The 25132-nt window shown below is 71.5% G+C and carries 23 protein-coding genes and 1 pseudogene; 15 read left to right on the forward strand and 9 right to left on the reverse strand.

What is annotated here, in order from left to right:
* Positions 1–87: 87 nt before the first annotated feature.
* From ACF1B9_RS08505 to ACF1B9_RS08515, 3 genes are all read left to right on the forward strand, one after another.
* Positions 88–2295: an MMPL family transporter gene (locus ACF1B9_RS08505; RefSeq protein WP_391741477.1), complete on the forward strand. Its 2208-nt coding sequence runs from the start codon at positions 88–90 to the stop codon at positions 2293–2295.
* A 144-nt stretch (positions 2296–2439) separates the two neighbouring features.
* A complete protein-coding gene (locus ACF1B9_RS08510) occupies positions 2440–3660 on the forward strand; it encodes a sensor histidine kinase (RefSeq protein WP_391741476.1) in 1221 nt (406 codons plus the stop codon).
* A complete protein-coding gene (locus ACF1B9_RS08515; protein ID WP_391741475.1) occupies positions 3657–4343 on the forward strand; it encodes a response regulator in 687 nt (228 codons plus the stop codon). Before ACF1B9_RS08510 ends, ACF1B9_RS08515 begins: the two co-directional genes overlap by 4 nt.
* A 120-nt stretch (positions 4344–4463) precedes the next feature.
* Here ACF1B9_RS08515 and ACF1B9_RS08520 read toward each other — a convergent pair whose 3' ends face one another.
* Positions 4464–5399, reverse strand: coding sequence for an ion transporter (locus ACF1B9_RS08520; RefSeq protein ID WP_391741474.1), 936 nt, complete (start codon positions 5397–5399; stop codon positions 4464–4466).
* Positions 5400–5681: 282 nt separating this feature from the next.
* On the reverse strand, positions 5682–7124 hold the full coding sequence (locus ACF1B9_RS08525; RefSeq protein WP_391741472.1) for a serine hydrolase domain-containing protein: 1443 nt from the start codon (positions 7122–7124) through the stop codon (positions 5682–5684).
* Positions 7125–7323: 199 nt separating this feature from the next.
* Here ACF1B9_RS08525 and ACF1B9_RS08530 point away from each other — a divergent pair, with 199 nt between their 5' ends.
* The gene (locus ACF1B9_RS08530; RefSeq protein WP_391741470.1) at positions 7324–8121 is read left to right on the forward strand and encodes a VOC family protein; all 798 of its coding nucleotides are present in this window, start codon (positions 7324–7326) and stop codon (positions 8119–8121) included.
* Positions 8122–8159: 38 nt separating this feature from the next.
* Here ACF1B9_RS08530 and ACF1B9_RS08535 read toward each other — a convergent pair whose 3' ends face one another.
* Positions 8160–8969 carry an HAD-IIA family hydrolase gene (locus tag ACF1B9_RS08535; RefSeq protein WP_391741469.1) on the reverse strand — a complete coding sequence of 270 codons (810 nt, stop codon included), beginning with the start codon at positions 8967–8969 and terminating at the stop codon, positions 8160–8162.
* Between the two features lie 115 nt (positions 8970–9084).
* On the opposite strand from ACF1B9_RS08535, the pseudogene ACF1B9_RS08540 reads away from it, so the two are divergent.
* Positions 9085–9711 (forward strand): annotated as a pseudogene (locus ACF1B9_RS08540) (phosphoribosyltransferase); the annotation flags it as partial.
* Between the two features lie 147 nt (positions 9712–9858).
* Here the strand turns inward: ACF1B9_RS08540 and ACF1B9_RS08545 are convergent.
* Positions 9859–11028 carry an FAD-dependent monooxygenase gene (locus ACF1B9_RS08545; RefSeq protein WP_391741467.1) on the reverse strand — a complete coding sequence of 390 codons (1170 nt, stop codon included), beginning with the start codon at positions 11026–11028 and terminating at the stop codon, positions 9859–9861.
* Positions 11029–11115: 87 nt separating this feature from the next.
* Here ACF1B9_RS08545 and ACF1B9_RS08550 point away from each other — a divergent pair, with 87 nt between their 5' ends.
* On the forward strand, positions 11116–11688 hold the full coding sequence (locus ACF1B9_RS08550) for a TetR/AcrR family transcriptional regulator (RefSeq protein ID WP_391741465.1): 573 nt from the start codon (positions 11116–11118) through the stop codon (positions 11686–11688).
* 110 nt (positions 11689–11798) lie between these two features.
* Here the strand turns inward: ACF1B9_RS08550 and ACF1B9_RS08555 are convergent, their stop codons facing one another.
* The 3 genes from ACF1B9_RS08555 to ACF1B9_RS08565 form a co-directional block, all read right to left on the reverse strand.
* On the reverse strand, positions 11799–13304 hold the full coding sequence (locus tag ACF1B9_RS08555; RefSeq protein WP_391741464.1) for an alpha/beta hydrolase: 1506 nt from the start codon (positions 13302–13304) through the stop codon (positions 11799–11801).
* A 155-nt stretch (positions 13305–13459) separates the two neighbouring features.
* Positions 13460–13675, reverse strand: coding sequence for a DUF397 domain-containing protein (locus tag ACF1B9_RS08560; protein ID WP_391741463.1), 216 nt, complete (start codon positions 13673–13675; stop codon positions 13460–13462).
* Positions 13672–14508: a helix-turn-helix domain-containing protein gene (locus ACF1B9_RS08565; protein ID WP_391741462.1), complete on the reverse strand. Its 837-nt coding sequence runs from the start codon at positions 14506–14508 to the stop codon at positions 13672–13674. The genes ACF1B9_RS08560 and ACF1B9_RS08565 overlap by 4 nt, the downstream gene beginning before the upstream one ends.
* A 106-nt stretch (positions 14509–14614) precedes the next feature.
* On the opposite strand from ACF1B9_RS08565, the gene ACF1B9_RS08570 reads away from it, so the two are divergent.
* The 4 genes from ACF1B9_RS08570 to ACF1B9_RS08585 all read left to right on the forward strand — a co-directional run bounded on the left by ACF1B9_RS08570 (position 14615) and on the right by ACF1B9_RS08585 (position 18314).
* The gene (locus ACF1B9_RS08570; RefSeq protein ID WP_391741461.1) at positions 14615–14791 is read left to right on the forward strand and encodes a hypothetical protein; all 177 of its coding nucleotides are present in this window, start codon (positions 14615–14617) and stop codon (positions 14789–14791) included.
* Positions 14788–15003 carry a hypothetical protein gene (locus tag ACF1B9_RS08575; protein ID WP_391741459.1) on the forward strand — a complete coding sequence of 72 codons (216 nt, stop codon included), beginning with the start codon at positions 14788–14790 and terminating at the stop codon, positions 15001–15003. The genes ACF1B9_RS08570 and ACF1B9_RS08575 overlap by 4 nt, the downstream gene beginning before the upstream one ends.
* A 424-nt stretch (positions 15004–15427) precedes the next feature.
* Positions 15428–16192: an SDR family oxidoreductase gene (locus ACF1B9_RS08580; protein ID WP_391741457.1), complete on the forward strand. Its 765-nt coding sequence runs from the start codon at positions 15428–15430 to the stop codon at positions 16190–16192.
* Between the two features lie 223 nt (positions 16193–16415).
* Positions 16416–18314: a LamG-like jellyroll fold domain-containing protein gene (locus tag ACF1B9_RS08585; protein ID WP_391741456.1), complete on the forward strand. Its 1899-nt coding sequence runs from the start codon at positions 16416–16418 to the stop codon at positions 18312–18314.
* A gap of 25 nt (positions 18315–18339) precedes the next feature.
* Here the strand turns inward: ACF1B9_RS08585 and ACF1B9_RS08590 are convergent, their stop codons facing one another.
* On the reverse strand, positions 18340–19881 hold the full coding sequence (locus ACF1B9_RS08590) for a DEAD/DEAH box helicase (protein WP_391741455.1): 1542 nt from the start codon (positions 19879–19881) through the stop codon (positions 18340–18342).
* Between the two features lie 271 nt (positions 19882–20152).
* A complete protein-coding gene (locus ACF1B9_RS08595) occupies positions 20153–20356 on the reverse strand; it encodes a cold-shock protein (protein WP_391741453.1) in 204 nt (67 codons plus the stop codon).
* A 715-nt stretch (positions 20357–21071) separates the two neighbouring features.
* Between ACF1B9_RS08595 and ACF1B9_RS08600 the strand changes: the two genes are divergently transcribed.
* The 5 genes from ACF1B9_RS08600 to ACF1B9_RS08620 all read left to right on the forward strand — a co-directional run bounded on the left by ACF1B9_RS08600 (position 21072) and on the right by ACF1B9_RS08620 (position 25123).
* Positions 21072–21539 carry a hypothetical protein gene (locus ACF1B9_RS08600; protein ID WP_391741452.1) on the forward strand — a complete coding sequence of 156 codons (468 nt, stop codon included), beginning with the start codon at positions 21072–21074 and terminating at the stop codon, positions 21537–21539.
* Between the two features lie 6 nt (positions 21540–21545).
* Positions 21546–22172, forward strand: coding sequence for a toxin (locus ACF1B9_RS08605; RefSeq protein WP_391741451.1), 627 nt, complete (start codon positions 21546–21548; stop codon positions 22170–22172).
* Positions 22173–22223: 51 nt separating this feature from the next.
* Positions 22224–23561 (forward strand): MAB_1171c family putative transporter, encoded by a 1338-nt coding sequence (locus ACF1B9_RS08610; protein ID WP_391741450.1) that lies wholly within the window; start codon positions 22224–22226, stop codon positions 23559–23561.
* Complete coding sequence (locus tag ACF1B9_RS08615) at positions 23558–24190, forward strand: hypothetical protein (RefSeq protein WP_391741448.1); 633 nt, start codon at positions 23558–23560, stop codon at positions 24188–24190. Before ACF1B9_RS08610 ends, ACF1B9_RS08615 begins: the two co-directional genes overlap by 4 nt.
* Before the next feature lie 84 nt (positions 24191–24274).
* The gene (locus tag ACF1B9_RS08620) at positions 24275–25123 is read left to right on the forward strand and encodes a GNAT family N-acetyltransferase (protein WP_391741446.1); all 849 of its coding nucleotides are present in this window, start codon (positions 24275–24277) and stop codon (positions 25121–25123) included.
* The last annotated feature ends 9 nt before the right edge of the window (positions 25124–25132 follow it).

The following is a 25132-nucleotide window of genomic DNA, read 5'->3' on the forward strand; positions in this document are numbered from 1 at the left end:
CGGCCCCGCCGTGCCCCGGCGCGGCCGGAGCGCGGCATTCGCGCCGCCGACCCGTTGCCCGACCCAGACAGACTGGAGCGCCTCTTCGTGGCCACCTTCCTTTACCGGCTGGGCCGCTTCTCCTTCCGGAGACGCCGGCTCGTCGCCCTGCTCTGGGTGGTGGTCCTGGCCGCCTGCGCGTTCGCGGCGGCCAAGGCGCCGACCGCCCCCGAGGACGGGTTCTCGATGCCCGGCACGGAGTCGCAGAAGGCGTTCGACCTGCTGGACCAGCGCTTCCCCGGCGGCAACTCCAACGCCGCCGACGCCCGTATCGTCTTCGTCGCACCCAAGGGCCAGAAGATCACCGCGGGCCCGAACAAGGCCGCCGTCGAGAGGATCGTCGCGGACGTGGCGGCCGGCTCGCAGGTCAAGGGCGCGCTCGACCCGTTCCACCTGGCCGGGGCCGTCAGCAAGGACGGCACGACCGCGTACTCCACCGTCTCGTACGACGTACAGAGCACCGACCTCACCGACGCCACCACCAAGGCGCTGGAGGACGCCGCCGAGAACGGGCGGGACGCGGGCCTGACCGTGGAGCTCGGCGGTTCGGCCCTGGTGCCGGAGGGAGAGCTCGGCGGCACGACCGAACTCATCGGTGTCGCCGCCGCCGCGGTCGTCCTGCTCATCACCTTCGGATCGCTCGCCGCCGCGGGCCTCCCGCTGCTCACCGCGCTCGTCGGCATCGGCGTGGGCGTGGCCTCGATCGTCGCCCTCGGGATGTCCACGACCACGACCACGCTCGCCCTGATGCTGGGGCTCGCGGTCGGCATCGACTACGCCCTGTTCATCGTCTCGCGCTATCGGACGGAACGAGCGGAGGCCCACCGCGCCGAGGAGGCCGCGGCACGGGCCGTGGGAACGGCGGGCTCCGCCGTCGTCTTCGCCGGTCTCACCGTCGTCATCGCCCTGGCGGGCCTGTCCGTGGTCGGCATTCCCGTGCTGACGAAGATGGGCCTCGCCGCGGCGAGCACCGTCGTGATCGCCGTCCTGGTCGCGATGACCCTGCTGCCCGCGCTGCTCGGCTTCTTCCAGAAGGCCGTCCTGCCGCGCGCCCAGCGCAAGGCACGGGGCAGGCAGCACGCCGAGGACGGCCGGCCCAACATGGGCACCCGCTGGGCCCGCTTCGTGATCCGTCGGCCGCTCGCGGTCCTGGCGCTCAGCGTCCTCGGCCTCGGCCTGATCTCGGTACCGGCGCTCGACCTCCAGCTCGGCATGCCGGGCGACGAGTCGAAGTCCACCTCGACCACCCAGCGCCGCGCCTACGACGCCCTGGCCCACGGCTTCGGTCCCGGCTTCAACGGACCGCTCACCGTGGTCGTCGACGCCAAGGGCTCGGACGACCCGAAGGCCGCCGCGGCGCGCGCCGCCAAGCAGCTCAGCGCCACCGACGGCGTCGTCGCCGCGACGCCCCCCGCCTTCAACAAGGCCGGTGACACCGCGGTGCTCACCGCCGTGCCCGCCACCGGACCGAGCTCCGCGGCCACCACGGACCTCGTCCACACCATCCGCGACGAGGCCCGTGACCTGCGGTCCGAGACCGGTGCGACGATGCTCGTCACCGGTGCGACCGCGGTGAACATCGACGTGTCGCAGAAGGTCACCGACGCGCTGGTCCCCTACCTGGCGCTCGTCGTCGGTCTGGCCTTCCTGCTCCTGGCGGTCGTCTTCCGCTCGCTGCTGGTCCCGCTCAAGGCGGCCCTCGGCTTCCTGCTGTCCGTGACGGCGGCCTTCGGCACGATCGTCGCGGTCTTCCAGTGGGGCTGGCTCGCCGACGCCCTCGGCGTCGAGCAGACCGGACCCGTGATGAGCATGATGCCGATCTTCCTGATCGGGGTGGTCTTCGGTCTGGCGATGGACTACGAGGTCTTCCTCGTGACCCGGATGCGGGAGGCGTACGTCCACGGGGAGCGGCCCGGCGAGGCGATCGTCACCGGGTTCCGGCACAGTGCCCGGGTCGTGGGAGCCGCGGCCGTCATCATGATCGCGGTGTTCGCCGGGTTCATCGGGATGAGCGAGTCGATGATCAAGATGATGGGCGTCGGTCTCGCCACGGCCGTCTTCTTCGACGCGTTCGTCGTCCGGATGACGGTCGTCCCGGCGGTGCTCGCCCTGCTCGGCGACCGGGCGTGGTGGCTGCCCCGGTGGCTGGGGAGGGTCCTGCCCCAGGTGGACGTCGAGGGCGAGAAGCTGAATCACGGCGGGCCCGGGGCGCCCGCGCCGACGGCGGAACCCGCCCCCGATCCCGTACGCGTATGAATCGCGTGGAGTGACGTGGGGCGGCCCCAGGCCCGTCCGTCGTGCGCAGGACGGACGGGCCTTCGGCCTCCCTGCACGGGTGGCCGGCCGAGTCGACGACCATGGATGGCCGGACAGACCCCGCGGAAGAGGAAGAGAGACTGCGTGTTCACCGACTGGTGGCAATGGGCCCGACGCCACCCCTGGGCCGTCGACGTGGCGGTGGCCGTGGTGCTGTGGGTCTTCGCGGTCTTCTCCAGCACCCTGACCGCCGCCCGGATCGTCCGCGCCCCGACGCTCGCCTTCTCCCTGGCCGCCGTCGTGCCCTCCGCCGTTCTGCTGCTGGGGCAGCGCCGATTCCCGCGCACGGTGGTGGTGGTGACGACGATGTGCGGTGGCGTCCTGGGCGTCATGGGCGGCCGCATCGGGTTCGACCCCGGCCCGAGCGTCGCCGGCGCCGCCTTGGTCGCCCTCTATCTCCTGGCCCTGCGTACGGACCTGCGCACGACCGCGGTGTACACGGCCGGGGTGGCCGTCGCCCTCGTCGTCGTCTCCGTCGGCTGGGGCAAGGGCGCACTGCTGCGGCCCGACCAGATCGGCACCCTCTCGTGCGTCCTGCTGGCGGGCGCCGTCGGCGAGTCGGTACGGACCCGGCGCGACCATGTCGCCGCCGTGGAGGCACGGGCGGAACTGGCGGAACGGACCCGCGAGGAGGAGGCACGCCGCCGGGTGAGCGAGGAACGGACCCGGATCGCCCGCGAGCTCCACGACATCGTCGCGCATCACATCGCCCTCGCCCACGCACAGGCGGCCACCGCCGCGTACCTGCTGCGCAGCCGGCCCGAGCAGGCGCAGGACATGATGGACCAGCTCGCCGGAACCACCTCCTGCGCACTGCGCGAACTCAAGGCGACCGTGGGGCTGCTGCGCCGCGAGGGCGATCCGGAGACGCCTCTGGAACCGTCCCCCGGGCTGGCCCAGCTCCCGGAGCTGATCGCCTCGTTCGAGCGGACGGGCCTCGCCGTCTCGGTGTCGGTGGAGGGTGAGAAGCGGGCGCTGTCGTCGGGCACGGACCTGACCGCGTACCGGATCGTGCAGGAAGCGCTGACCAACGTCACCAAGCACGCGGGCTCCGCGACGGCCTCGGTGCGGCTCCGCTACACGCGCCGTCTGCTCACCCTCACCATCACCGACGACGGACACGAACCGCAGACGGCGGGCGCGCCCGGGTACGGCCTCATCGGCATGCGGGAACGGGCCCTGTCCGTCGGCGGCCGGCTGGCCGCCGGGCACCGGGCGAGCGGCGGTTTCGAAGTGACCACGGAGCTTCCCCTGGAGGCGGCGGAACCCGAACCCCACCAGGACGACGAGAGGACGGCGCGGTGACCATCCGGGTACTGCTGGCCGATGACCAGGCGCTGCTGGCCGGAACCTTCCGGCTGCTGATCGACTCGAACGACGACATGGAGGTCGTCGGCGTCGCGGCGGACGGCCGGGAGGCGGTGGAGCTGGCCCGTGCCACCGCGCCGGACGTGGTCGTGATGGACATCCGCATGCCGGGCCTCGACGGGCTGGCGGCGACCGAGGAGATCTGCCGCGACGAGGCGCTGCGAGAGACCCGCATCCTCATCCTCACCACGTTCGAGATCGACGAGTACGTGGCGCGGGCCCTGCGCGCGGGAGCCAGCGGCTTCCTCGGCAAGGACGTCGGCCCCGAGGAACTCCTGGACGCGATCCGCACGGTGGCCTCGGGCGACACGCTCCTGTCGCCGACCGCGACCCGGGCCCTCATCACCCGCTATCTCGCCCGCCCGGAGGGCGGCACCGCCGTGCCCGGGGCACTGGACGTCCTGACCGCCCGCGAGCGCGAGGTCATGGCGCAGGCCGCCGAGGGGCTGTCGAACGACGAGATCGCCGAGCGGATGCATGTCAGCCCGCTGACCGTACGCACCCATGTCGGGCGGGCGATGAGCAAGCTGGGGGCCCGGCACCGGGCCCAACTGGTCGCCATGGCCTACCAGTCGGGCCTGGTGCGAGTGGACCCGCCGCAGCCGGGCGACGGGCGCTGAGGGGGATCCTGGTCGTCGTGGCGGTGGCCGTCTCGGCCGTCGGGAACCCTGGGCCGGGGCCGTCGCGGCGCTGTCGTCCGCCGCGTGGTTCGACTTCTTCCTCTGTCGTGCACCAGGCCCTTACGCGACGGGCTCCCCGGCCCCCACGAGTTCCCCCTCGGACGCGCCCCGGCAGCCGCACGGTTGCCGAGATGGCGCGAGGCCGGCCTCGATGCCGTCCAGGGCCCGGCGGGCGGCATCGAGCTGCGCCCGCAGGGACTCGGTGCCGTCATCGGCGCGCAACCGGCGTCCGGAAGGCACCTCGCTCTCCTCCAGTTCCCGCTCCTTCTCCAACTCCCGGGCCTCCTCAAGGGAGTTGATGACGACGCCGATGAGGAGGTTGACGAGCAGGAAGGAACCGAGCAGGACGAAAGAGGCGAAGTAGACGATCGTCCAGCGCGAGATCTCCAGCGCGGCGCGGACCGCGTCCCCGAGGCCGTCGAGGGTGATGAGGAGGAAGAGCGTGAGCGCCGCGCGGCCGAGCGAGCCGAAGTGCTCGGGGTTGTCGTCGGAGAAGAAGACCCAGCCGACCATGGCGTACACATAGAGCAGGAGCGCGCCGACGAGCAGAAAGCTCAGCGTGCCGGGCAGGCTCTTGCCGACCGCCACGATCACGATGCGCAGCTGGGGCAGAAATCGTGCCGCACGCAGCACCCGGGCCAGCCGCAGCAGTCGGAGCACCGTGGCGTTCTCGCGGGCGAACGGCAGGAAGGCCAGGGCGACGACGAGCACGTCGAACACGTTCCAGGGGTCGCGGAAGAAGTCCCTGGGACGGTCGGCGTGGGCTGCGGCCCGCAGCAGGATCTCGGCGGTGAACGCGGCGAGAAAGACATGCTCCGTCGCCTTGAGCGCACCGTGCCACTCCTGCACGACGCCGCTGTACGTCTCGATCCCCAGCAGGGCCGCATTGGCCACGATGACGCAGAACACGGTGCCGGCGAAGGCCGAGGAGTCCACGACACGGCGGCTGTGTACGGCGATTGCACGCCGTAATTCCGCGGCGACCTGTTCGGACATGGTGTGATTCGTTTCCTCGAAGACTTCGTTGCGCCGCAGGCCGGCTCCCGCTCACCAACAGGAGTGGATCTTAGACCGACCGGCAAATGGAGGGCGGCGTCGCGGGGCCGGGCACGCACTCCCCCAAGGCCTCAAGGGCCAGGGGGGACCCCCTGCGGCGTTGTCGTCGGTCACCAACGCTCCGCGTTGCCTCCCTCCTCCGCCTTGCAGCTGCACGCACCCGGCCCCGCCCCTTATCCCACCCCCCATTTGCCGGTCGGTCTTTGAGGGCGTTGGCCCGGGTCAGCATCCGGACTTGGCCGTGGCCCGCACTCCGAAGTGCACATACCGGGAGCCGTCGGGCAGGGCGTAGAACACCACGGGTATCCAGCCGTCCGCCTCGCCGCGACGGGCGGCGAAGACCGTCTTCGCCGGTGAGTCCGACACCGGGGTCAGATTCCAGAAAAGCGGCTCGAAGGTGCCCTTGAGGCCGTCGGCGCCTTCGTACTTCACCTGGAGCACTCCCTCGCCCACGGGCCGGTCGGTGACGGTCATGAGGAACCCCTCACGCCGGTAGCTGCCGGTGAACGGCCGTGTGTCCACCTCCGGTTCGTCCTCCGCGGGGCCGAACTCCGGCATGGCCACCCCGGCGAACTCGGCGGTCAGCTCACGGCAGAGCGCCTCGTGGACCTTGGGTGCGGCGGCCCCGCCGTTGGTCAGCAGGGCGATGGCGAGGCCCGCCTCCGGGACGGCCCGCAGATACGCGAGCTGTCCGAACGTGCTGCCGTCGTGGCCGAAGCCTCGGACGCCGTCCCACTCGAACAGGCCCCAGCCCAGGCCCCAATGGGCGCCGAGGAACCACTGGTCGGGCAGCTCGACCTCCCGCGTCAACATCGCTTCGACGGCCTCGGCCGACATCACCCGGGTGCCGTCGGGCGCCCGGCCGCCGTCGACGAAGAGGCGGGCGAACCGTGCCACGTCGGCCGCCGTGGCGCAGATCCCGCCGTACGGACCCGCCGAGCGGGGCAGCATGTTCCACAGCGGGGTGGGGACGGGGTCCTCGCCCGGCTCGCCCATGTGCCCCATCGCGGCGCGGAAGCGGAGCACCTCCTCGGGCAGCGTCACGGTGTGCTCCAGTCCGAGCGGGGCGCAGATCATCTCCTTCAGCGCCTCGTCCCAGGTCAGACCGGTGATCACCTCGACGATCCGGCCGAGGACGTTGTACGCGGTGCTGGAGTACGACATCGTCGCGCCGGGCGGGTTGGTGAGGCCGACGCTCCCGGCTCCCTCGACATAGCGCGCCAGGCAGTCGTCGCCCCGGCCGGTGTCGCTGACGTGGTCGCCCTCGATGCCGCTGGTGTGGTTGAGCAGCTGTCGCGGGGTGATCGTCGCGGTGGCGCGGGCGTCGGCGACGGCGAAGTCCGGGAGCACGTCCACGACCGGTGCGTCCAGGTCCAGCCTGCCGCTGTCCGCCAGCATCACGACGAGCGCGGCGGTGTAGCCCTTGCTGACCGAGCCGATCTGGAACACCGAGTCCGTGGTCGTCCCGACGCCGGTCCCCGTGTGCAGGATGCCGCTCGCCAGCTCGTGGATCTCCCCGTCGACCAGTACGGCGAGCGAGGCCCCGGGGACATGGTGGGTGGCGATGAGCTCGTCGAGCCGGGCCTGGAAACGCGCGGTGTCGAAGACCCGGCTCCCCTGGGCCGTACCCGGCGTGCGATTCGACTTCGTCGACTTCTCCGACATGGCGTTCCTCCCGTGACCGCGAACATTTCGTGCGCCGCGCGCTCCGCACACTGTACGGCGACCGCACACCGTTCGCAACGCCGCACGGCGTACGGAGTACGGCAACAGTTCGGCGACCCCGCTCCGGCGCGCGTGCGGGCGGTCGGCTGGCTAGCGTGAAAACACCGGGCAACCCGCCGAGCGCAAAGGAGTCGACGTCATGGCTGTACAACCGGAGGGCACGCCGTGCTGGGCCGACGCGATGTTCCCCGACCTCGACGGCGCGAAGCGCTTCTACAGTGATGTGCTGGGCTGGACGTTCGGCGAGTCCTCGTCCGAGTTCGGCGACTACACGCAGGCGTACGCCGACGGCAAGGCGGTCGCCGCCGTCGTACCTCCGATGCCCGGCCAGGAGGGCCCGTCGGCCTGGTGCCTGTACCTCGCCTCACCGGACGCCGCGGCCACCGCCGCGAAGATCCGCGAGAACGGCGGCGAGACGCTGATGGACCCCATGCAGGTCGGCGAGTTCGGCACGATGCTGCTGGCCCGCGACCCGAGCGGTGTCGTCTTCGGCGTGTGGCAGGCGGGTACGCATGAGGGCTTCGAGGCCCAGAGCGTGCCCGGTGCGTTCTGCTGGGCCGAGGTGTTCACCCGGGAGCCGGAGAAGTCCGATGCCTTCTTCTCCGCCGTCTTCCCGTACAGCATGGTGAAGATCGCGGACGAGCAGATCGACTTCAGGATGTTCAACCTGGGCGACAAGACGGTCATGGGGCGGATGAGGATGGGCGACGAATTCCCGCCCGAGGTACCACCGCACATGAACGTGTACTTCACCGTCGCGGACTGCGACGCCGCCGTGGCGAGGGCGACCGAGCGCGGCGCGGTCCTGCGCTTCGGCCCGATGACCATCCCGTTCGGCCGTTTCGCCGCGCTGACGGACCCGCAGGGCGCGGCGTTCTCCGTGATCGACGTCCACACGACCGAGGGCGAGGCACCCAGGACCTCACCGGTGTCCTGACCGGTCCGGAACACTCTCAGATCGTACGGAGCGCGCATTCACGTCCCCAGGCGTTCCAGCAGGGCCGGGAGATCGGCGAAGGAGTCGATCACATGGTCCGGGGTACCGTCGGCCGCCCGGTGCGTCTCGGGGAGGTACTTGCCGGTCCTGACGAGTACACCGGTGAGCCCGGCGCGCTGGGCCGCCAGGACGTCGGACTCGATGTCGTCGCCGACCATCAGGGCGTGGGGCGCGGTGGCGCCGAGGTGGGCCAGGGCCGTGGCGAAGAACGACCCGGCGGGTTTGCCGGTGATCTCCGCCTCGACGCGGGCGGCCTGCTCCAGCCCCAGGAGGAAGGCCCCGGTGTCGAGGTCGAGCCCGGCGGCCGTGCGCCAGTACATGTTCCGGTGCATGGCGACGAGCCGGGCACCGCGCTGCACATGGCGGAAGGCGCGGTTGAGTGCCGCGTAGGTGAAATCGTCCCCGGCCCCGCCGAGGATCACCACGTCCGGGGCCTCGCCGCCAACGGCGTCCTCCTCGTCCCCGTCCACGAGTGCCACACCCGTCAGGTCGTCCCGGATGTCACCGGTGTTGATCAGCAGGCAGCGGGCCCCGGGATGGTGCTCCCGCAGGTGAGCGGCGGTGACGGCGGGGGCGGTGAGAATGTCGTCGGCGGAGACGGGGAAGCCCTCGCCCACCAGCTTCTCGGCGATCGAGGCGCGGGTGCGGGAGGTGGTGTTGGTGACCAGCGCCAGCGGGATGCCCGCCTCGCGCAGCCGTTCCATGGCCGCCACGGTGCCGGGCAGGGGCTTCCAGGACACCGTGAGCACACCGTCGATGTCGATCAGGACCGCTCCGATTCCTTCCATACGGTCGACCCTGCCCGAGTTGCGCCGCCACCGCACATGGGGTTGTTTCGAAGTGGGGAGCAGGTGGGGCGTGTACGCATGCGGCCCGTCTTCCCCGGTTGGGGGTGAAACCGTCGTGCTGTTCGCCGACCGCGTGGACGCGGGAGCGCAACTGGCCGAGGCGCTGCGGCATCTGGAGCGAGAGGACCCCGTCGTGCTGGGTCTGCCCCGCGGCGGCGTCCCGGTGGCGTTCCAGGTGGCACAGCTGCTCGGCGCCCAACTCGATGTGATCGTGGTCCGCAAGCTCGGTGTGCCGCACCACGAGGAGGTGGCGTTCGGCGCCATCGGCGAGGGCGGGGTACGGGTCATCAACGAGGACGTCGTCGGACATGTCCGGCTCGGAAAGCAGGACCTCGCGGCGATCGAACGGGTCGAGACGGCGGAGCTCGTGCGACGGGCGCAGACGTACCGCGCGGGCCGGCCGCGGACTCCGCTCGAAGGCCGGACCGTGATCGTCGTGGACGACGGCGTCGCGACCGGCGCGACGGCCGCGGCGGCCTGCCGGGTCGTACGGGCCCAGCGTCCGGCGCGCCTGGTGGCGGCCGTACCTGTGGCGCCGCCCGACGCGGTCGCCCGGCTGCGGGAGTCCGCGGACGAAGTGGTGTGCCTGTCGACGCCGCACCTGTTCTACGCCGTCGGCGAGTGGTACCGCGACTTCTCGCAGACCTCCGACGAGGAGGTCGTCTCCCTGCTGGCCCAGGCCGAGTACAGGGGACACGCGACGCCGGGCACCGACTGAGCGACCGACCGGCCGACACCCGGCATCGCTCCCGCTCCATGCGCACGCGCGGCTCTCGAACCGCGCGGACCGTCCCCGGAGACCGGCGGCGGAGACCGGCGTCGGGCGGGGTCACGCGCCCCGGCGGACCAGCTCCGGAGGTGTCCACGCGGCATGGCGCAGGATCGTGCGGACCGTCGCGCCGGACGGCGCCAGCCGGAGCGCGGTGTTGCGCACGGCGACCGCGACCGGATGGCTCAGCTGCTGGCCCATCCGTCCGGCCCGGCGCGCGGCGCGGGCGACCGACTGGCTGCGGGGCCGGCGCTCGGCGTCGTAGCGCAGCAGTGCGGCCCCGACGGTGTCCTCGGCCGACAGTGCGGCAGCCAGCGTCACCGCGTCCTCCAGCGCCTGGCAGGCCCCCTGGCCGAGATGGGGCGTCATGGCATGGGCGGCGTCGCCCAGGAGCACGACGCGGCCGGCGGTGTAGGAGGGCAGCGGGGTCACCAGTTCGTTCACGTCGTGATGCAGGACGGCGTCGGGCCTTGTCGCCTCCAGCAGGGCGGGGACGGGAGCGTGCCAGTCACCGAACCGACGGCGCACCTCGGCGAGGGGATCCGGGTGGCGCACACCGGCGGGCGCGTTGAGCACCGCGTGCCACTCGGCCCGGCCGTCGGCGAAGGCGATGTGGCCGAACTCGGCGCCCCGGCCCCAGGTCAGTTCGAAGTCGCTCCGCAGATCGATGGGGCACTCGGTGATGGCGCGCAGGACAGTCGCCCCGCTGTGGACGGTGCCGGGGTGGCCGGGAAAGAGCAGACCGCGCAGCCGGCTGGACACGCCGTCGGCGGCCACGACCAGATCCGCGTCGAGGGCGGTCTCGCCGAAGCGCGCCCGCACCCGTTCGGGCCCGGTCCCCTCGACGCTCCTCACCTCGGCTCCGACGACCAGGGACGCGGGCGGCAGTGCCTCGCGCAACAGGCGGTGGAGTGTGGCGCGGGGGATCCCGACGATCGGGGTTCCCAGCTCGCGCTCCAGTGCGGCCCCGTCCATCCCCGCGAGCCGGCGGCCGTCCGGGGTGCGGGTGCCCCCGGTGTACTGGGGCCGCGCGGCCGCGCGTACCGCCTCGCCCACGCCGAGCACGTCCAGGGCCCGGATGCCGTTCGCGTGCAGGGAGATGCCCGCGCCCGCGTCGTCGAGGACCCGGGACCGTTCGACGACCGTCACCTCCCAGCCGATGAGACGCAGTCCGATCGCGGCCGAGAGACCGCCGATTCCGCCGCCGACGACCACCGCGCTCTTGCCCATGTCAGGTCCCCTCGTCCGCCGCGCCACGGCTTTCTACAGATGTAGAAAGAGAATATCGCCCACTGTCTACAGGTGTAGAAAGGGGTGGTGACCACAGATCGACGAACCGTCCTCGCCGACGCGGCCATCGGCGTGCTGGCCGATTCCGGGATGCGGGGCCTGACCCACCGGGCCGTGGACCGGGCGGCGGGCCTGCCGCCCGGGACGACCTCGGCGTACTTCCGCACCCGCCAGGCGCTGCTCACCGCGCTCGTCCGCCGGCTCGTCGCCATCGACCAGGCGGAGCTCCGTACGGCCGGGGAGGACGCACCGGTGCCACGGGACGCGGACGAACTGACGGACGGCCTCGCCGCGTTCGTCGAGCGGCGGCTGACGGGGGAGGGACGGCGGCGGACGATCGCGCGCCACGCCTGCGCCGTCGAGAGCGTGCGCCATCCGGAGCTGCGCGAGATCCTCGTGCCGCGTGAGAACGCGGCACGGGACCGTGTGCGGGAGTTCCTGGCCGCACACGGTGTCGCCGACGTCGAGGGCCGCACCCTCACCCTGCTGGCATGCGTGGACGGACTGGTCTTCGACCGGTTGGTCGGCGGTGGGGGCGTGCCCCGCGAGGAGATCCGGGGGCTGGTCACGACGGCCCTGCGGGAGCCCGCCGGGGGATAACCGGGCTGGGAGAACGGGCCACGGGCAGCGGGCCGGGGCCGTCCCGCCCGACCCGGACCGCTCACCGCGCCGCCCAGGCGCGTTCAGCCCCTTGGGCCCGCTCCTCCCGCTCAGTCCGCGCAGTACGCGTCCCGCTCCGGCCGTACCCCCGTCGTCAGGAACGTGGTGACCGCGCGATCGCCGCAGGCGTTCCCGTTGCCCAGGTACATGCCGTGTCCACCGTGGTCGACCGCGACCAGGCGGGCGCGGTCGCCGAAGGCCTCGCGCATCTTCAGGGCGCCGGAATACGGGGTCGCCGGGTCGCGCAGGCCCTGGATCATCAGGACGTTGGACGGTCCCTGGTCCGTGATCCTGGTCGGCTGCTCGGCGGGGGCGTCCTTCCAGAAGGTGCACGGCATGATGTTCACCGCCATCCCGGCGGTCAGCGGGTGCTTCACACGGTCGGCGGCGACGGCGCGCGCGTACGAGGAGACCGTGCCCTGCCAGCGCACGTCGTTGCACATCACGCCGACGACGACAGCCGCTTCCGCGTCCGGCAGCGGCCCGCTCAGCGCGTCGGGCAGGACCGGCTTCACCGAGGCGTCCCGTGCCGCCTGGACGAGCCCCGCCAGCTGGGCAAAGGCGTCGTCGTTGTACAGGGACAGCTGGATCGCCTGGCGCAGCCCTTTGCCGGTCAGCGGGACGCCCGGCGTGGTGGACTCCCTCGGTTCACGGTCCAGCCGCGCCGCCAGGTCCAGCACCAGCGGCTGCACGTCCTCGGCCCGCTGAGCCAGTCGCAGCCCCTCCGCTTCCCTGGCCGGGTCCGAGGCCCAGCGCGCGAAGTCGGGGAAGCGGTCGGCCGCCCCCACCGCCATGTTCGCCAGCCAGCCCTTGGCCACCCGTGACGGGTCGGGGTCGCCGTTGCTGTCCAGCACCCAACGGTCCGTGTGCTGCGGGTACTTCTGGGCGTACACGGCGCCCACATAGGTGCCGTACGAGGACCCCCAGGCCGACAGCTTCTCCTCGCCCAGCGCCTGCCGGAAGCGGTCGATGTCCCGCACCTCGTTGGCCGAGGTCAAGCTCCGCAGCAGCGCTCCCCCGTTGCGGGCACACGCTTGCGCGACCCGTCGCGACCGCTCCACGTTCTCGGTGATCGAACCGTCGGCGGCGGGCCAGGACCGCAGGTTCACCATCTCCCGGTCCTCCGGGGCCAGCCCGCAGCTCGCCTTCGGGCTGCCGCCGACCCCGCGCGGGTCGAGGCTCACGATGTCGTACTGCCCCGCCGTCTCCCGTCGCAGCTGCTCACCCTTCTGCGCCACCCGCTGCACCCCGGACGAGCCGGGGCCACCGGGGATCACCAGCAGCGTGCCGCGCCGGGCCGAGGGGCGGTCGCTGCGCAGCCGGGTCACGGCGAGGGTGAGCTGCGGGCCGTCCGGGGCCCGGTAGTCGAGCGGTACGGGCAGCTCGGCGCACTCCTGCGCGGCGGGGCCGCCGGACTCGGCGCAGGGCCGCCAGTCGAGTGCGGGTGCGGACGCGGTACCGGCGTGGGCAGGTGCGGTCACAACCCCGGTGAGAGCGGTGGCGGCGACGGTGACGGACAGGGCGACGAAGGCAGCGGATTTTCCGTAAGTCCTCATACCACAAGCCTTGTTGGGCGAAAGCCCTCAGCCCATCCGGGAGGCATGACGGAAGGCGGTGGGGTTACCCCCCGGATGCGCGACGCCGACAGCGAGAAGCCCCACCATGCCGTGCACGATGGGGACTTCGGGAGCGCATGCGCTGGGCGGAGCGGTCAGACGGCGCCGAACTCTCCGGCCTTGACACCCGCCACGAAGGAGGCGAACGAGGCGGCGGGAACGTTCAGAACCGGGCCGCCGAGGTTCTTGGAGTCGCGGACCGGGACCACGCCGCGCGGCGCGACGAGGTTGGCGGCGACCTCCACGCAGTTGCCGCCGTTGTTGCTGTACGAAGACTTGAACCAGCGGGGGGACTCGGTCGTGGTCGTCACGGGGTGCCCTTTCGTGCCTCGTTGATCATGGCCACCGATGCCGCCTGCGACAGCGCTTCGGCCTGTAGCTGATGGTAGGCCGCCAACAGGGGAAGCACGGAGGTCGTATCGCGTTCCAGATGTCCCCGCATCTGGGATTCCGCGTATGCGATCACGGACAGGTCCGACAGTGTCAGCAGGTTCATCGGGAGATCGAACGGACGGCGCTCGCCCACGTCGTACGGGGCGATCTGGAGGACGGTGTTCGGCAGCTCGGCGAACTCCAGCAGCCGGTCGAGCTGGGCGGCCATGACCTCACCCCCGCCGACCCGCCTGCGAATACAGCTCTCGTCCATCACGACCAGCATCGTGGGCGGGCGCGGGCGCACCAGAGCCGCCTGCCGTTCCGCCAGGAACGAGACCCGTTCGGCTGCCTGTTCGGGGACGATCGCTCCTCGCCGCACGGCGCTGTCCGCCAGGACTCGGGCGTACTCCGGTGTCTGCAACAGCCCAGGGATGATGCCGATTTCGTACAGCCGGATCTCTACCGCGCGCCCCTCGTGTCCCACGTACTGCGGGAAGCCCTCCAGCAGTGAGCCGTGCCGGATCTCGCGATACTGTCGTTCGAACGTGTCTGCTGTTTCCCCGGTGCCGAAAACCTGGTCCGCATTGCGCGAGAACCGAAGAGTCGGCATCTTGCGACCAGTTTCGACGGCGGAGATATGGGTGCCGGAGTAGCCCATCCGATCGGCTAACTCCTCCTGCTTCCAGCCGTGTTCCTCTCGCAAGCTGCGGATGCGTGCACCGAAGGCGGCCTCAGGACTGCTCTCGGGGTCCAAGTCCTTGCGATTCAAAGGCTGTCACCGACTTTCCGTTCATGCCCCACAAGTTGAAGCGCCTCAAACTCTAGGCCACGCTGAGCCGCCTGAGTAGTGGAATGACTACGGAGAGGAGTGACCCGTGTCCGCAGAGACCGGTTCCCCGACCGGGCAGGAGCCTTGTCGCAGGTGTCAGAAACTCCGCCTGGCCGAAGCCCTCGCCAACGATCAGCACGACTACAGCAAGGCGACGGACTGCCGGGTGCTGCTGCGGCGCCACCGGAACACGACGGCCTGTTCGGAGCGAGGGCCGGCATGAGCGAACAGGAACGGGAGCCGGAACAAGAGCCGGAGCGTGCACCGGAGTTGCCCGAGTTCAACCCGCTGCGCTGGCCACCGTGCGAGTGCCCGCGGTGCCGCTCCCCCAAGAAGGACGGCGACGCCGCCGGGGACTCCACGTTGATACGGCAGCTCCGGGCCAGGGTCACCGAGGAGAACGGGCTGCGCAGCTCCCTCCGGCGGACGCGGTGAGGACTCCCGTCACACTCCCCCTTCGCCATCCGACAGGCGCGCTCGGGAACCGTGAGGGACCGACGGCCGCGGCCCGGCCCCGCGACCGGACGCCGGCGGCGACGGTCGGCGTCCCCTGCCACCGCAATGCGAGGCGATGGCAGAGGAACGCCGTTGAGGAGGGGCCGTCACCGGGCGTCGGGCGATTCAACCCGGTCCACACCGGCAGCGGTCCGTCAGCCGTCGACCCTAGGCACCCCGTCCGCCCCGTGCCGCACACCACGCCAACGGCCCGTCCGGCACCACTCCAACAGCGGGCGCCGGGGCGGGCACGGGCCCGGTCGTCCCCCGTCGGGGGCCTTCGTCGCAAGGGCTCCCCCGCAGGCGCTCTCCGTACAATCCGCGTACGGCGTGACAGGCATGACCCGAACGAGAGGTTCCTCCAGTGTCAGTCAACAGCACCACTGCGTCGTCGCGACCCGTCACCGTCGTCACCGGTGGCAGCCGCGGCATCGGCGCCGCTACCTGTGTCCGCCTCGCGTCCGAGGGGCATGACCTCGCCCTGGGCTTCGTGAGCGACGCCGAGGCCGCCGAGCGGACCGCGGCGGCGGTGCGGGCCGCGGGGGCGCGCTGTGTCACGGTGCGGGTGGACACCTCCGTGGAGGCCGATGTGGAACGGCTCTTCGACACCGCCGCTGCGCAGCTCGGCCCCGTCACCGGGCTGGTCAACAACGCGGGAGTGACGGGACCTCTGGGGCGCCTCGTCGACACCTCCACCCGGACACTGCGTCAGGTCCTCGACGTGAACGTCCTCGGCTTTCTGCTGTGCTGCCGCCGGGCCGCGAAGGACATGGCGGCCACCGGGTCCGGAGCGATCGTCAATGTCTCCTCGGCCGCCGCCACCCTCGGCAGCCCCGGGGACTTCGTCCACTACGCCGCCACGAAGGGCGCGACGGACACCCTGACGATCGGGCTGTCCAAGGAGCTGGGTGCCGACGGCATCCGGGTCAACGCGGTCGCCCCGGGAATGATCGAGACCGACATGCACGCCACGGCGGGCGACCCCGGCCGTGCGCAAGCGGCCGTGCCCGGCATCCCGCTCGGCCGCCCCGGGGCCGCCACGGAGATCGCGGCCGCCATCGCCTGGCTGCTGTCCGCCGAGGCGTCCTATGTGACCGGAGCGGTGCTCCGGGTCGCGGGCGGACGCTGACGAGGGCGGGGCGCTCCGGACTCGGACTCGCAGGGCGGTTCCGCGGACCGGCCCTGCGAGTCCGCCCCACCGACCAGGGCCCACGGCACCCCCGCCCGCCGTCCGGCGTTATGCAGTTCATGGAGTCTTCGCCCAGCTGTCGCCCCTACGGGCCGGTTCCTCCCCCGCCCCGCGGCTAGCTTGCAGACGAACCCCCTCGCCGTTCCTCCCCGCGGAGACATCCATGTGCAGCCCCCTCCACCAGCCCGACGGGCCGCTTCTGCCCGGCGCCAGCCGTCGTACGTTCCTGCGGGCCACCGCACTCACCGGTGCCGCCACCGCGGCCACGGGGCTCGTGTCCGCCACTCCCGCCGCGGCTCTTCCCCAGCAGAACGCCGATGCCGTCACGGCCGGTTGGCGGCCGGACCCCCAGAGCCCCAGATTCACACTCGTCGTCATGCCGGACACCCAGTACCTCTTCGACGGGGCGAGCATCGACAAGGCGCCGGTCGAGGCGTCGTTGCGTTACGTCCTCGAACACGGGCGCGACGAGAACATCGTCTTCCTGTCCCATCTGGGCGACCTCACCGAGAGCGGTCAGGCGGGCGAATTCGCGTCGATCGGCGAGGCGTTCGGGCTGCTCGACCGGCGCCGGGTCGGCTACAGCGTCGTCGCGGGCAACCACGACATCAAGTCGTCCACCGACGACCAGCGCGGTCGCACCCCGTACCTGGACACGTTCGGCCCGCAGCGCATGCGGCGCCTGCCGACGTTCGGCGGCGCGACCCCGGACGGCTACAACACGTACCACCTGTTCCACGCCGCCGGTCGCGAGTGGCTGGTCCTGGCGCTCGACTGGCGGCCGTCGGCGGGCGGTCTCGCCTGGGCGAAGAACGTGATCGCCCAGCACCCGGACACGCCGGTCATCCTCACCACCCACGAGCTGGTGTACGCGAACGCGGACGGCGACGAGGCCGAATTCTCCGACCACGGAAAGCAGCTGTGGGACGAGCTGATAGCCGGGCACGACCAGATCTTCCTCACTCTCAACGGCCACTACTGGCCCGCCGGACGCACCACCCGCAAGAACACCGCGGGCAACGACGTCCACCTGCACATCACCAACTATCAGAACCGCTACTACGGCGGCAGCGCGATGATCCGCCTCTACCGCTTCGACCTGGCCAGGAACACCATCGACGTGGAGACGATCTCCCCGTGGATCCTCGGCCGCGCGGGCGAGAAGCTCAACGAGCTGGAGCGCGGCGAGATCGAACTGACCGGTCCGCAGGACCGCTTCGCCGTCCCCATCGACTTCGAGAAGCGGTTCGCGGGCTTCGCGCCCGTGCCCGTGCGAGGCCCCCGTCCGGCGAAGCAGCTGCTGATACCGGGCACCGTCGCCTACTGGCGCTTCGACTCCCCCTCGCACCAGGACGGTTCGGCCGCCGACGCGAACCTGCGTGTCCCCGATCTCTCCGGGCACCGCAACGACCTGCTCCGCGAAGCCGTCCCCGGCAGTGCGCCCGACGCGCTGCGCTGGTCCACCGGCCACCACCCCGACCAGCCCGCTCACGGCAGCCTCTACTTCGACGGCTCGAAGCCCCCGCTGCGCGGCGCGTATCTGCGCACGGAGAACAACGCACCGCTCAACACCAAGACCTTCAGGGCCGGTTACACCATCGAAGCCTTCCTCCGCCTCCCCGCCGACTGGGACGCCGGACGCAACGCCTGGGGCGCCGTACTCAGCCGCCGCGGCACGCTCGGGGCCGCGGGCAAGACCTCCGGCGACCCGGAGGAGCCCGTCGCCACCCTCTCCGTGTCGGACGGCCCCGGGCTCCAGTGGGCGGCGGCGCCCCTGAACCAGGCGGGGGCCGTCACCAACTGGAGCCATGAGCTGCCGCGGGAACGGTGGTGGCATGTGGCGGTCGTCAACGACGCGAAGCACACGACGATGTACGTCGACGGCTGCGTCGTCGCCCGCAATCCCGCCACCCGCGCCACCGGTCTCGCCACCGCGGGCCTGCCCTGGTTGCTCGGCGCCTACGAGTACGGGGGCAGGCTCGACCAGCTGATGCACGGCTGGCTCGGCGACATCCGGATCGTCGAACGCGCCTTGCCCGCACGGGACTTCATGATCGCCTGAGGAGGAACGGGGAACGGCCCCGAGGTCACGCCGCCCGGTTGGTGCGGCGCTGCTTGGCGGCGGCGCGCGCCTCCGGCGTGGGCAGGTCCGAGCGGCGCGACTGCCCGGACCGGGCGGGACGGCCGCGCCGGCCACGGGAGGACGGTGCGCCGCTCCTGGCCCGCTCGGTCACCGGGGCGGTGACGGTGACGGGCACCCCCGAGGGCTTCTGCGCGCCGGTGATCCGGCTCAGCTCGGCCTCACCGGAGCGGACCTGGGCGACCTTCGGGACGATCCCGGCGTCGGCCATCAGCCGGGTCATCTCACGGCGCTGGCCCGGCAGCACCAGCGTGACGACGCTGCCGGACTCACCGGCGCGGGCGGTGCGCCCGCCGCGGTGCAGGTAGTCCTTGTGGTCGCTCGGCGGGTCGACGTTGACGACCAGGTCGAGGTTGTCGATGTGGATGCCACGCGCCGCGACGTTCGTGGCGACCAGCACCGTGACGTGCCCGGTCTTGAACCGGGTCAGGGTGCGGGTGCGCTGCGGCTGGGACTTGCCGCCGTGCAGCGCGGCGGCCCGCACCCCGCTGTTGAGCAGATGATCGGTGAGCTTGTCCACTGCGTGCTTGGTGTCCAGGAACATGATCACCCGGCCGTCGCGGGCCGCGATCTCGGTCGTGGTGGCGTACTTGTCGGCCCCCTGCACGTAGAGCACATGGTGCTCCATCGTCGTCACGGCACCGGCCGCCGGGTCGACCGAGTGGACCACCGGGTCGTGCAGATAGCGGCGGACCAGCGAGTCGACGTTGCGGTCCAGAGTCGCCGAGAACAGCATCCGCTGGCCCCCCGGCAGCACCAGGTCGAGCAGTTCGGTGACCTGCGGCATGAACCCCATGTCGGCCATCTGGTCGGCCTCGTCGAGGACGGTGATGGCGACCCGGTCGAGGCGGCAGTCGCCGCGCTCGACGAGGTCCTTGAGCCGACCGGGTGTGGCGACGACGACCTCGGCACCGCCACGCAGGGCGGAGGCCTGTCGGCCGATCGACATGCCGCCGACGACGGTGGCCATGCGCAGCTTGAGCGAGCGGGCGTACGGGGTGAGCGCGTCGGTGACCTGCTGGGCCAGCTCCCGGGTGGGGACGAGGACCAGGGCCAGCGGGCGGCGGGCGTCGGCCCGGTTGCCCGCGGTACGGGCCAGCAGGGCCAGGCCGAAGGCGAGCGTCTTGCCGGAACCGGTCCGGCCGCGGCCCAGCACGTCGCGCCCCGCGAGCGAGTTCGGCAGGGTGGCCGCCTGGATCGGGAACGGCGTGGTGACGCCCTCGGCGGCGAGCGCGGCCAGCAGGGGCGCGGGCATGTCCAGCTCCGCGAAGGCCGCGGCGGCCGGCAGCGCCGGGGTGATGGTCTTCGGCAGCGCGAACTCGCCCTGCTTGGCAGCGGGCCTGCGGCCGGAACCACCGGAACGCTGGGCGGTGCCGTAGCGGCCGACGCCCTGGCCGCCCTGGCGGCTCGGGGACTGCGAGCGGAATCCGCCGCCGGAGCGGGTGCGGGAGTTTCCGTCGTTCGAGCGGGTTGTGCGGTCGCGGTTCATACGGAACCCTTCCTCGACAGGGCGCGTATCGAGGAACTCGCTGCGGCGACGAGCGGCACAGGAATCACAAGAACGGGCCGTTGACATATGTGTGCGAAGCCCGGCTGAGAAAAATGATCCGTACCGGACAAACGGGTCCGGGGGCCTCGGGGGGCATCCGCCGCGCAGCTCACGATGCGGGCCCCGGAAAACAATGAGCTGGGGCCCGCACCCAAGGTGCGGGCCCCAGCTGTGCACGTGCGACCAGCGCGTCGGCGCCGGAGCAGCAGGATCAGATGGGGGTGATGTTCTCCGCCTGCGGGCCCTTCTGGCCCTGCGTGACGTCGAATTTCACCTTCTGGCCTTCCTGCAGTTCGCGGAAACCGCTGGAGGCGATGTTCGAGTAGTGGGCGAAGACGTCCGCGCCGCCGCCGTCCTGCTCGATGAAGCCGAAGCCCTTTTCCGCGTTGAACCACTTCACGGTGCCAGTAGCCATTTTTTTTTATCTCCTTCTGGGGCAGTGCCCGGGATTCACATTGCGTGAATTCCACGTCGCCGCGATGATTACCCCATCCAGAACAAAGTGCCGGAAATGCAAAAGCGCACTCGTCGTCACATTGGGTCGACGAGAGCACTTGGAATCTTGGGAACCACAACTGCAACTACATTCAGGGTAGCACGACGGAAGCGTCCGGGCGCGGCAAATAATTACGCTCCACCACGCACGCCATAAATCATCGTCGCACATTGCGTGGAATTCTGTTCCGACGGTCACGGGTATTCGCCCGCCCCGGCGCCCACCCTCGGACCGCACCGCGTCACCCCGGCGACGCCGACGGCGTGGGACAGTGCGGGACGGTGCGCCGCGACACGCGGCACACCCACTGACCCATCGGTCAGTTGATGACGACCTGACCAGCGGTCATAATGCAGGCGTAGCCCTTCACGCATCCCCCGTCGTGAAGGGCCACACCACTATGCGAAGCATGCCCTTTTTGCCCATGCCGGACTTCGCGGGCAGGGGACTCCCCTCGTGGTTCCCTGCCCGTGTTTTTTCGAGTTAACAGTGACGTAGAGTGTTTGCGCAAGCCCGCTCCCGTACCACCGACCGCGCTCAGGACGCCCCGTCAGGGTTCGTTACAGTACGAGCCCGTTGACCGAATCGCAGACCGCGCGGCGCCGGTCGGACGTGCGGATACGTGGGGGACCGGATGGACGGCGGCAAGGAACGCGTGCCGGAGCTGCGGACGTTGCAGCAGAAGGTCGAGTACATGGTGGAGAAGACGTTCCCCGGCCAGAAGGTCTCGGGACGGGTCTTCGCCGACCTGGTCAGGGAACGCGGCGGCTCCCTCTCGCACAGTTACTTCTCCAACATTCTCGCCGGAAAGGTCACTCAGCCCTCCGAGGACATCCTCAAGGCACTCGGTCTGGGCTTCGGCGTGGACTGGCGGTTCTTCAAGGAGGAGTCCGAGGTCGTCGACGACGTCGTCGCCGGACTCCAGTTCCTCGCCAAGCGGCGTACGGGGGAGATCAGCGGACTGGCCGGGCGCGGCCTCGACGAGGACGGACTCCCGCCGGAGCTGCTGCAGTTCGCGCTCTCCCTGCTGGAGGACGCCAAGGGCCGGCGGAGCAACGCCGACGGTGACGGCGGCTCCCCCTTCGGCGATCCGGAGAAGTAGGTCCTCATGTCGCTGCGCCAACTGCGCAAGGAGTGCGAGGCCGGGCTGGCCGACCTGCCCATCCCCGCCCCCTTCTCCATCGACGCACTGGTGGCGAACATGGAGGCGGCCCGCGGCCGCACCATCGTGCTGCACGAGATGCCCGACCGGCTGGCCCGCGTCAACGCCGCCTGCGGTCTGCGGCTGAAGACCGGCGGGACCAGCTTCGTGCTCTACCGGCGCCGCCCGACCGCGTACCAGACCCAGCACGTCATCCTGCACGAGCTGTGCCACGAGTGGTTCGACCACGGCACCTCCCTCGATCCGGAACAGCTCCGGCGGCTGCTGCCGGTCTTCGACACCTCGCTGATCACCCGGGTCCTCGGAACCGAAGCCCCGCCGCGGCCCCCCGCGACCGCCGGTGCTCCGCGGCCGGTGGCCGCCACGATCGCCGACGCGCTCCGCTCGGGCGACGGCACCGTGCAGGCCCGCGCGCAGTACGACACCCACGACGAACGCATGGCCGAGTTCGGCGCCTCGCTCATTCCCCGCATGGCCAGGGACGTGACGAGCGACGACATGGTGGGTCGCCTGGCGAACTCCCTCTCCCGGCCCGTCGCCAACCGCCGCCGCGGCCTGTTCCGCCGCACCTGACACCGAACGGTCCCCCCACTCCCCCACTCCCCCACTCCAGAGGATTCCGCCGTGACCCCGCTCGATCTCGCCGGCTATCTCGTAGCGGCCCTGATGACGGCCGTCGCCCTCTGGCGCATGCCGGCCGCCCTGTGGGGCGACGAGGAGGACAAGCGCCGCCGGGCCCTGTGGGGCTGCTACGCGGGATTCGCCGCCGCCCTGTGGACCAAGACCCGGGCCGTGCGCATCGCCCTCAACGACAGCGCCGTCACCGACCTCGCCGTCCTCATCAAGCACTACACGGCGACGATCGCGATCCTGGCGATCCTCAGCTACATCGTCGCGATCTACGGCCAGTACCCCGACGCCGGAACCGTTCCGCGCCACGTGCGCTTCGCCCGCGCCATCCAGCAGGTGGCGACCAAGGCGTCGATCGCCACGCTGATCCTGCTGACCGTGCTGTTCTTCACCGTCGTCGACCGTTCCGTACCCGCGGACCGCTTCGTCGCCGACCACGCGGGACAGTGGGGCGCCACCCTGTACATGAGCGTGTTCTACCTCTACCTGGGCACCGCGTCCGCCGTCTGCGCCTACCAGTGGGCGCTGGCCACCGCCGGTGCCGGGCTGCGCCATCTGCGCGTGGGCCTCGGCATGATGACCTTCGCCATGTTCATCGGGGTCGGGTACACCGTCAGCCGGACCCTGTTCCTGTGGGCCGGCGTCGTCGACCCCCCGAGCGAGGACTTCGCCCTGAAGTTCGACGAGATCACCGAGGCGGCGCAGGTGGTGCTCTTCGCCTTCTTCGCGGTGGGAGCCTCCGTTCCCGCCCTCGGCAAGGGGCAGCGGCGCGCGAAACTGTGGCGGGCCCAGGTCGAACTGCACGGCCTCTGGACCGAGTTGATGAGGGCCTTCCCCGAGCAGCCCTTCGACCCGCCGGCCTCGCTGGCCCGCGAGCTGACCCGCTTCGACACCCCCGCCGACCTGCGTGTCGACCGCTGGGCCGCCGATATCGCGGACGCCGTCGAGAAGCTGCGCCACTACGTCCCCGACACCCTGCTCCCGGCCGCCAGGGCCGCCGCCGCGGACGGCACCCGCGGCGGCGGCCCGGACGACGGGAAGGCCGGGCCGCTCGCCGAGGCTTACTGGATCAAGGCGGCGCTGCGGGCCAGGAGCACCGGAGCGCCCGCCTCGGGCGCCGCGGCGGTCGAGGCCCAGCACGCCATCGACCAGGACGGCGAGGTGGCCTGGCTGGTCCGGGTGGCCGCCGCCTGCCGGACGGTCACTCAGGACCGGGCGGAGCAGGTGCTGGCGCGTGCCGTGTCCGCCGCGTCGGCAGAGTCCGCGCGGTCCGCGGCAGCCGCCGGAACCACCGCACCGGCCCGCACCCCGTCCCCGGAGGAGACAGCATGACGTCCACCGACACCACCGAAGCGACCGGCCCCACCGGTGCGACCGACGCCGCCGCCTCGCCGCGCACCGGCGCCGCGCGCACCGTCACCGACGTCTTCCAGCCGCGCAATCTGCTGCTGGCCGGCATGCTCGGCATCGGCCTGGCCGCCGCCGGTCACTGGACCGGACTCCTCTGGGGCCTCCTCGGCGCCCTGTGCGCCGGGATCGTTCCCGCCGGGTACATCGAATGGGAGCGGGGGCGCGGCACCTGGGGCGACCGCCATGTCGTCGACCGCACCAAACGGGCCCCGATCTTCTTCGTCATCCTCGGCTCCATAGGCGCCGGTTCACTGGTGATGGTCCTGGGCCACGCCCCCACCGGCATCCTCGTGGCGATGCTCGCCCTCTGGGCGATGACGGTGATCCTGCTGGCCGTCAACACCGTCTGGAAGATCTCGGTGGACGCCGCCGTCGCCTCGGCCGTCGTCGCGCTGCCCGCCGTGGTCCACTCTCCGTGGTGGCTGCTCGCGTACGCGATGACCGTCGCCGTGTGCTGGTCGCGTGTCGCGCTCGGGTACCACTCGGTGGCGCAGACAGTCGCCGGGGCGTCGCTGGGGGCCGCGACGGCGGGCACGTTCCTGTTCGTCTGAGCGGCGTTCGACGGCCCGGCCACGGACCGGGTGATGACGCAAAGACCACCGTTGAACCGATCGCCCCCGGGGTACAGGTGCCCCGTGTCGAACTTCGAGATCACCACCGCAAGCGCCGACGACCTCACGATGCTGGCCGAATGGGCCCACGAGGAGAGCTGGAATCCCGGGCTGACCGACCGTCATGCCTTCTTCTCCGCGGATCCGCGCGGCTTCCTGATCGGCCGGCTCGACGGCACTCCGGTCTCCTGCGTCTCCGTGGTCCGTTACGGCCGCGACTTCGGGTTCCTGGGTTTCTACCTCACCCGCCCCGAGCTGCGCGGCCAGGGCTACGGCATCCAGCTGTGGCAGGCCGGCATGGCACGGCTGGACGGGCGCAACGTCGGGCTGGACGGTGTCGTGGCCCAACAGCCCAACTACCGTAAATCCGGATTCCGTTCCGTCTGGACGAACATGCGTTACGAGGGCCGGCCGCCCGCCGGCCTGCCCGTCCCGCCCGGCACCGCCCTGGTCGACGCCCGCTCCGTCCCGTTCGACCGGCTGGCCTCCTACGACCGCCGCTTCTTCCCCGCCGACCGCGACAGCTTCCTCGCTCCGTGGATCGCCGGCCCCGGGCGCACCTCGCTCGCCGCCGTCCGCGACGGGGAGCTGCGGGGCCTCGCCGTGACGCGCCGCTGCCGTACGTCGTCCCGCATCGGTCCCGTGTACGCCCGGTCGCCCGAGGTGGCCGGTGCCCTCGTCAGCGCGCTCGCGGCCACCGATCCGGACACCCCGGTGGCGGTCGACGTACCCGACGTCAATCCGGCGGCCGTGCGCCTCGCGGAACAGCTGGGGCTCACCCCCTCGTTCGAGACCGCCCGGATGTACACGGGCCCGGCACCGGATGTCGACCACACCGGCCTGTTCGGCATCACCAGCCTGGAGCTGGGCTGACCGGCCCCG

The organism is Streptomyces sp. NPDC014727, assembly GCF_043083485.1.
Taxonomy (GTDB): domain Bacteria; phylum Actinomycetota; class Actinomycetes; order Streptomycetales; family Streptomycetaceae; genus Streptomyces.

Coding starts and splice junctions, on each gene's coding strand:
- ACF1B9_RS08535 (WP_391741469.1), bottom strand. CDS start 8,969: ATGGAAGGAATCGGAGCGGTCCTGATCGACATCGACGGTGTGCTCACG.
- ACF1B9_RS08590 (WP_391741455.1), bottom strand. CDS start 19,881: ATGAACCGCGACCGCACAACCCGCTCGAACGACGGAAACTCCCGCACC.
- ACF1B9_RS08585 (WP_391741456.1), top strand. CDS start 16,416: ATGTGCAGCCCCCTCCACCAGCCCGACGGGCCGCTTCTGCCCGGCGCC.
- ACF1B9_RS08615 (WP_391741448.1), top strand. CDS start 23,558: ATGACGTCCACCGACACCACCGAAGCGACCGGCCCCACCGGTGCGACC.
- ACF1B9_RS08605 (WP_391741451.1), top strand. CDS start 21,546: ATGTCGCTGCGCCAACTGCGCAAGGAGTGCGAGGCCGGGCTGGCCGAC.
- ACF1B9_RS08520 (WP_391741474.1), bottom strand. CDS start 5,399: ATGTCCGAACAGGTCGCCGCGGAATTACGGCGTGCAATCGCCGTACAC.
- ACF1B9_RS08555 (WP_391741464.1), bottom strand. CDS start 13,304: ATGAGGACTTACGGAAAATCCGCTGCCTTCGTCGCCCTGTCCGTCACC.
- ACF1B9_RS08545 (WP_391741467.1), bottom strand. CDS start 11,028: ATGGGCAAGAGCGCGGTGGTCGTCGGCGGCGGAATCGGCGGTCTCTCG.
- ACF1B9_RS08600 (WP_391741452.1), top strand. CDS start 21,072: ATGGACGGCGGCAAGGAACGCGTGCCGGAGCTGCGGACGTTGCAGCAG.
- ACF1B9_RS08525 (WP_391741472.1), bottom strand. CDS start 7,124: ATGTCGGAGAAGTCGACGAAGTCGAATCGCACGCCGGGTACGGCCCAG.
- ACF1B9_RS08575 (WP_391741459.1), top strand. CDS start 14,788: ATGAGCGAACAGGAACGGGAGCCGGAACAAGAGCCGGAGCGTGCACCG.
- ACF1B9_RS08530 (WP_391741470.1), top strand. CDS start 7,324: ATGGCTGTACAACCGGAGGGCACGCCGTGCTGGGCCGACGCGATGTTC.
- ACF1B9_RS08595 (WP_391741453.1), bottom strand. CDS start 20,356: ATGGCTACTGGCACCGTGAAGTGGTTCAACGCGGAAAAGGGCTTCGGC.